5 protein-coding genes are annotated in these 6234 nt (G+C 71.3%); all 5 read left to right on the top strand.

The genetic code is table 11. The features are described 5' to 3' along the window. On the top strand, positions 1-961 hold a 961-nt coding region (locus FNQ90_RS09455), incomplete at its 5' end, for an ATP-binding SpoIIE family protein phosphatase (RefSeq protein WP_194432369.1). A gap of 812 nt (positions 962-1773) precedes the next feature. Next, positions 1774-2871, top strand: coding sequence for a sugar ABC transporter substrate-binding protein (locus FNQ90_RS09450; protein ID WP_182605952.1), 1098 nt, complete (start codon positions 1774-1776; stop codon positions 2869-2871). Positions 2872-2967: 96 nt separating this feature from the next. Further along, entirely contained in the window at positions 2968-3744 is a 777-nt protein-coding gene (locus FNQ90_RS09445) for an ATP-binding cassette domain-containing protein (RefSeq protein ID WP_143621710.1), read from the top strand. Beyond that, positions 3741-4994: a sugar ABC transporter permease gene (locus FNQ90_RS09440; RefSeq protein ID WP_182605951.1), complete on the top strand. Its 1254-nt coding sequence runs from the start codon at positions 3741-3743 to the stop codon at positions 4992-4994. Before FNQ90_RS09445 ends, FNQ90_RS09440 begins: the two co-directional genes overlap by 4 nt. 9 nt (positions 4995-5003) lie before the next feature. Then, entirely contained in the window at positions 5004-6221 is a 1218-nt protein-coding gene (locus tag FNQ90_RS09435) for an ROK family transcriptional regulator (RefSeq protein ID WP_228471000.1), read from the top strand. Positions 6222-6234 lie beyond the last annotated feature (13 nt).

Here is a 6234-nt window from a genome sequence, read left to right as displayed (position 1 = left end):
ATTTCTATGCAAGTCTCGTGGGCTTGAAGATGTTTATAAGATACAGGTGCAGACCCTGGCCGATCTGGACCCCGCCCCCGACGAGCTGCTGAGTCACCTGGACGACCTGGTGCGGCGTTTCGGGGAGGACGAGGGGGGCGAGGGGACGGTCGGAGCCGGTTCCCTGACCGGAGCCACCTGCCTCTACGCCACCTATTGCCCGATCACCGGTCAGTGCCTGATCGCCGGCGCCGGCCACCCGCCGCCGCTGTTGGCCAAGGCGCGCGGCGGGGAGGTGTCGTCGGTGGACTTTCGGCCCGGGCCGCCGTTGGGCGGTGGCGGAGAGCCCTTCGAACCGGTCGAGCTACGTCTGTCACCGGGCGATGTGCTCGCCTTCCACAGCGGGGAGCCCGGCCCCGCTCCGGCCGACGACGGCCGGGGCCCGTCCTGGCTGAGGGAACTGGCGCTCGCCGCCGCCGAGGCCGGCGAGCCGCCGTCCGACCCGGCCCGGCACATCCTGACCCGGCTGCGCGGGCGGCACCGTACGGAGGATCTGGCGGTGTTGTTGGCCACCGTTCGGGCCGTGCCGCCCGAGGACACGGCCTTCTGGGAGCTGCCGGCCGATCCCGGCCAGGTGGCCCGCGTCCGCGCCCTGGCCTGCGAGAAACTGACCGCATGGGGCCTGGATGAGCAGGTCTTCGCCACCGAGTTGATCGTGAGCGAGTTGGTCACCAACGCCATCCGCTACGCGGGGGGTCCCGTGGGACTGCGCCTGACCCGGGACCGGCGGCTGATCTGCGAGGTCTCCGATCCCAGCCAGACCCAGCCCCACCTGCGCCGGGCCCGCCTGTCCGACGAGGGGGGACGCGGTCTCTTCCTGGTCGCCCAGCTCGCCCACCGCTGGGGCAGCCGCTACACCCCCACCGGCAAGACCATCTGGACGGAACAGGAGATCGGGGAGGTGGCGGGGGAGCGGCGCTGAGGGCTCGATGCCCCGTGCCCGCTCCGGGCGTGGCGACCGGCCCGCGCGGGTGGGAAAGTCCCACCCTCCGTTTCCCATCCGCCGGAGGGCCACTCCCGTTCCGAGGACGGCACGACCGGTGACTCCCCACATGCGGCAGCGCGGTTCGTGACGGACTCCGTCGAGGGCGAGCCGGAGACCCCTTTCCCCGGTTTCCCCGGTTTCCCCGGTTTCCCCGGTTTCCCCGGTTTCCGGGTTTCCCCGGCCGGTGCCACGCCCGCCGGCTCCCCGGAGCCGGTGGCACGTGACCCCGCCGCGGGGCCCGGGACCGGCTCCCGCGCCCCGACCGGGGCCGCTCACGCGGAACGAGGTGCCCGGGCGCTTCCGAATGCCGGGGGCGTCCCGGGCATCCCGGGCACCCGCCGGGCCGGGGCCGACCGAGCGGGGTGACCACCACGGAGCCCCGGCGCCGGAGCCCTTCCGGGCGGTACCGGGCGGTACCGGGCGACGTGCTGTCGATGTTCCGTCGATGGGCCTGTTCACGGCCCCGCCCGAGGCTTGTGCCGAGGTGGGGCGAGGGGGCGGGTCGATGGTCGCGGAGGCTCCGTGTCGGGACGTCATCCGATTGTTATCGCTCGCAACAAATTTTCCGTACCCGGGGCTGGTGCAGCCGCTCCGCCCGGCAATACGTTCCCGCTCACAACATTCAACCGGGTGGATCGGTCACGGACCCGCAGTTCGGTCAAGTGCGCACTTACCGCTGATTTCTCTCGCCGACGGAGCATCCGTCGGACGGGCGCTCTCCGTCGTACCCCTCAGAAAGGACCCTGCCCATGCGCAAGGGAATCCTCCTCGGCGTCGCCTCCGCGACCCTGCTCGCCTCGCTCACCGCCTGCGGGGACTCCTCCTCGGACGACGGCGGCGGCACCGGCTCGGACGGCGCGACGCCGAGGATCGGCGTGATCCTGCCGGACAGCAAGTCGTCGGCCCGCTGGGAGACCGCGGACCGCAAGTACCTCGCCGAGGCGTTCGAGGCCGCCGGAGTCGAGTACGACATCCAGAACGCGCAGGGCGACAAGCAGGACTTCCAGACCATCGCCGACCAGATGATCACCAACGGGGTCAACGTCCTGATGATCGTCAACCTGGACAGCGGAACGGGCAAGGCCGTCCTGGACAAGGCCAAGTCGCAGGGCGTGGCGACCATCGACTACGACCGACTCACCCTCGGCGGCTCCGCCCAGTACTACGTCAGCTTCGACAACACCGAGGTCGGCAGGTTGCAGGGCGAGGGCCTGGCGGCCTGCCTGGAGGAGAAGGGCGTGGAGCAGCCGCTCGTCGCCACCCTCAACGGTTCCCCGACCGACAACAACGCCCTGCTCTTCGCCGAGGGTTACAACGGCGTGCTGAACCCGAAGTACGACTCCGGCGACTACACCAAGGGACCCGACCAGTCCGTCCCCGACTGGGACAACGCCGAGGCCGCCACCATCTTCGAGCAAATGCTCACCAGCGAGCCCGGAATCAACGGCGTGCTCGCCGCCAACGACGGCCTGGGCAACGCCGCCATCGCCGTACTGCGCAAGCAGAACCGCAACGGTGAGGTGCCCGTCACCGGGCAGGACGCCACCGTCCAGGGCCTGCAGAACATCCTCGCCGGTGACCAGTGCATGACGGTCTACAAGGCGGTCAAGAAGGAGGCCGAGGCGGCCGTCCGGCTCGCCGTGTCCCTGGCCAGGGGCGAGGAGGCCGAGACCAACGCGACCGTCCACGACCCGGAGGGCGACCGGGACGTGCCGTCCGTGCTGGAGAGCCCGGAGGCCATCTTCCGCGACAACGTCAAGGACGTCGTCGAGGACGGCTACGTCACCAAGGAGGAGCTGTGCACGGGGGATTACGCCGCCCTGTGCGAAGAGGCCGGCATCAACTGACACCCCTCCGAACGCCGGGAGACCCCCGGCACGCCGCGGGTCCCGCCAACGGGCCCGGGACCCGCGGCCCCTCCACGACCCGAGGAGTCCCCTCCCATGACGGTGACCCCGATCCTCGAACTGCGCGGGATCGACAAGAGCTTCGGACCGGTCCAGGTCCTGCACGACGTGGCGTTCAGCGCCTACCCGGGCGAGGTGACCGCCCTCGTCGGGGACAACGGCGCCGGCAAGTCCACCCTGGTCAAGTGCATCGGCGGCATTCACTCCTTCGACGCCGGCGAGTACCGGTTCGAGGGCAGACGCGTCCAGGTGAACGGGCCCCGGGACGCGGCCGCGCTGGGCGTCGAGATCGTGTACCAGGACCTGGCGCTGTGCGACAACCTCGACATCGTGCAGAACATGTTCCTGGGCCGGGAGAAGCGCCGCGGCCCGATCCTGGACGAGGCCACCATGGAGGAGATGGCGGCCCGGACCCTCGCCGGACTCTCGGTACGGACCGTCAAGTCCGTCCGCCAACAGGTCTCCCACCTCTCGGGCGGCCAGCGGCAGACCGTGGCCATCGCCAAGGCGGTGCTGTGGAACGGCAAGGTCGTCATCCTCGACGAGCCGACCGCCGCCCTCGGCGTCGCCCAGACCGCCCAGGTCCTCGAACTGGTCCGGCGGCTGGCCGACAACGGCCTGACCGTCGTGCTGATCTCCCACAACCTCAACGACGTGTTCGCGGTCTCCGACCGGATCGCGGCCCTCTACCTGGGCCGGATGGCGGCACAGGTCAGGACGACCGACGTCACCCAATCACAGGTCGTCGAACTCATCACTTCCGGCCGCAGCGGGGATCTGGGCCTCGCCACCACCAACGGAGCCACCCCATGACCACCGCCCTCCACCCCGAGAAGACCGCCGAGCAGCCGCCCTCGACCGTCGACGGCATCCGCGCCGTCGGCCGCGACTACCTGGACCGGCTGCGGGGCGGGGAGTTGGGTTCGCTGCCGGCCATCCTCGGCCTCGTCGCGCTCTGCGTGATCTTCGCGATCATGCGCCCGGTCTTCCTGTCCAACCTCAACTTCGCGAACCTCCTCACCCAGGGAGCGGGCAGCATCGCCATCGCCATGGGCCTGGTGTTCGTGCTGCTGCTGGGCGAGATCGACCTGTCCGCGGGCTTCGCCAGCGGCGTCTGCGCCGCCGTCCTGGCCGTCATGCTCACCGACCAGGGATGGCCCTGGTACTCCGCCGTGCTCGCCGCCGTGCTCACCGGCATGCTCATCGGCCTGGTGCTGGGAGTACTGGTGGCCCGGATCGGCATACCGTCCTTCGTGGTCACCCTCGCGGCCTTCCTCGCCTTCCAGGGCATCGTGTTGATGCTCCTGGAGGAGGGCACCAACATCTCCATCAACGACCCGGTCATCCTCGCCATCGCCAACGACAACCTGCCACCCGTCCTGGGCTGGGCGATGCTCGGCATCGGCGTCGGCGGGTTCGCGGCGGTGCAGTTGCGGCAGATGCGCAACCGCCGGCGGCGCGGCCTGACCACTGCTCCGCCCGTCCTGGTCGCGGCGCGGATCGGCGGCCTCGCCGTCCTCGGCGGCATCGCCGTCCACCTGCTCAACCAGGAGCGCAGCCGCTCCCTCGTGGTCGACTCCGTCAAGGGCGTGCCGATCGTGGTTCCGGTCATCGTCGTGCTGCTCGTCATCGGCACCTTCGTGCTCCGCCGGACCGCCTTCGGGCTGCACATCTACGCCGTCGGCGGCAGTCAGGAGGCGGCCCGCCGGGCCGGCATCAACGTCACCGCGATACGGGTCTCCGCGTTCGTCATCTGCTCCTCGCTGGCGGCGGTCGGCGGCATCATCGCCGCCTCCCGAGGCCACTCGGTGGACCCCAACACCGGAGGCAGCAACGTGCTGTTGCTGGCCGTCGGCGCCGCCGTCATCGGGGGAACCAGCCTGTTCGGCGGCAGGGGACGCCTGATCAACGCCGTACTGGGCGGTATGGTGGTCGCCGTCATCCAGAACGGCATGGGACTGATGGGGTACAGCTCCGGTGTCAAGTACGCCGTCACCGGTTCGGTGCTGCTGGTCGCCGCGGGTGTGGACGCCGTTTCCCGCCGCCGTGCCGTACGACGATGAGGGCGGAGCATGATGAAGGCCGGTCCCTCCCAGGAGGAGATCCGCCGGCAGAACCTCAGCACTCTGCTGCGGCACGTCCACCTCGGCGGTCCCGCCTCCCGGGCCGTGCTCGCGGACCGCATGGGGCTCAACCGCAGCACCATCATGGCGCTGGTCACCGAGCTCACCACGGCCGGCCTGGTCCGTGAGGAGCTGCCCCGGGAGACGGGCCGGGCCGGCCGGCCGTCCCTGGTCGTCCGGCCCGAGTCCGTCAACCGCTACGTGTTCGCCTTCGACGTGGGTGTCGACTACCTCGCCGCCGCCCGCATCGGGCTCGGCGGCGCCTTCCTGGACCACCGGGAGACGGTCGCCCCCCGGATCGGCCTGCACCCCGGGGAGACCGCCGCCACGCTGGCCGGCTTCGCGGCGGAGATGCGGGACACGGCGCCGCCCGGCGCCGTCTGCGTCGGCGCCGGGGCGGCGGTGCGGGGCATGATCCGCCACCCCGACGGCCTCGTCCGCTCGGCCTTCAACATCGGCTGGACGCAGGAGGGGTTCGCCGAGGACCTCACGCGCCGCCTCGGTCTCGGCCTGCCCGTCCTGCTGGACAACGAGTCGAACCTCGGCGCCCTCGCCGAACACCGTCGCGGTGCCGGGATCGGCTGCCAGGACCTCGTCTATCTCCACGGCGACATCGGGATCGGCGGCGGCGTCATCTCAGGCGGCCGGCTGCTGCGCGGCCACAGCGGCTACGGCGGCGAGGTCGGCCACATGCTGGTCAACCCCCGGGGCGGCAGACCCTGCTCCTGCGGTTCCCGGGGCTGCCTGGAGGCGGAGGCCGGCCAGAACGCGCTCCTGGAGGCCGCCCGTCGACCCGTCGGCGCCGCCACCGGCCGCGCCGGGATCCGAGCCGTCGTCGACGCCGCCGATCGGGGCGACGTGACGGCGCGCACCGCCCTGCACACCGTCGGGGACTGGCTCGCCGTGGGCATCGTCAACCTGATCAACCTCTACAACCCGGCCCTGATCATCTTCGGCGGCACGCTGCCGGAGATCTACCTCGGCACCGCCGCCCACATCCGCAGCCGCGTCAACACGCACGCCCTGCCCGCGTCCCGGGAGGTCGCCCGCTTCCGGGTCTGCCGGCTCGGCGATCGCACCCTCCTCACCGGCGCGGCCGAACTCGCCTTCACCCACCTCCTGACCGATCCCCTCGCCCACGCCCTCCCCGCTCCCGGCGGCTCCTGAGCCGGGATGGGAC

The sequence above is a fragment of the Streptomyces alkaliphilus genome, from assembly GCF_014141535.1.
GTDB lineage: Bacteria > Actinomycetota > Actinomycetes > Streptomycetales > Streptomycetaceae > Streptomyces > Streptomyces alkaliphilus.
The sequence above is the reverse complement of the archived record's forward strand: the minus strand, read 5'-3'. Positions and strand labels throughout refer to the sequence as shown.